The organism is Angustibacter peucedani (assembly GCF_054779595.1).
Window position 1 is genome coordinate 1 of sequence record NZ_BAAGXY010000175.1, and the last position, 700, is coordinate 700.

Here is a 700-nt window from a genome sequence, read left to right on the forward strand (position 1 = left end):
ATCGACAAGCTCAATGCGCAAATGAATCTTGAGCTTTTTTCTTCCCTGCTCTATCAGCAGATGAGCGCCTGGTGCAGCTATCACAGCTTTGAAGGGGCGGCCGCCTTCCTGCGTCGCCATGCCCAGGAAGAGATGACGCACATGCAGCGTCTGTTTGATTACCTGACGGACACCGGCAGCCTGCCGCGCATTGATAACGTGGCATCGCCTTTTGCCGAATACGGCTCTCTTGATGAACTGTTCCGCGCCACCTATGAGCATGAACAGCTGATCACCCAGAAAATTAATGAACTGGCTCATGCCGCCATGACCAGCCAGGATTATCCAACCTTTAATTTCCTTCAGTGGTATGTGGCTGAACAGCACGAAGAAGAGAAGCTGTTTAAATCCGTGCTGGATAAATTATCTCTGGCAGGTAAATCCGGGGAAGGTCTGTACTTCATTGATAAAGAGCTGTCGACGCTCGATACCCAGAATTAACAGAAAAGCGGTGCTGAGTTTTCAGCACCGCATTATTTAATGGCGGCAGATTTTACTTTCGTGAGTGGAAAATCCGTCTGCTGCTGGAATGAATTTTCCGCGCGCCGCCAGAAACGCCACCAGCTCCGCGGCCGTCATCTCCGAAGCTGAACAGGTATGGAAACGCGCCGCTTCGCCAAAGCGGGCATGTATCGCCTCAACCAGACTCTCCTCCGTATAG

2 protein-coding genes are annotated in these 700 nt (G+C 51.6%); one reads left to right on the top strand and one right to left on the bottom strand.

Annotation, left to right across the window (positions count from 1 at the left end; genetic code table 11):
• The coding region (gene ftnA / locus ACYVJ4_RS18580; protein WP_171858020.1) for a non-heme ferritin at window positions 1–480 on the top strand (480 nt) is incomplete at its 5' end.
• A gap of 36 nt (window positions 481–516) precedes the next feature.
• Here the strand turns inward: ftnA and ACYVJ4_RS18585 are convergent.
• A partial coding sequence (locus tag ACYVJ4_RS18585) for a YecH family metal-binding protein (protein ID WP_460461532.1) occupies window positions 517–700 on the bottom strand: 184 nt, incomplete at its 5' end.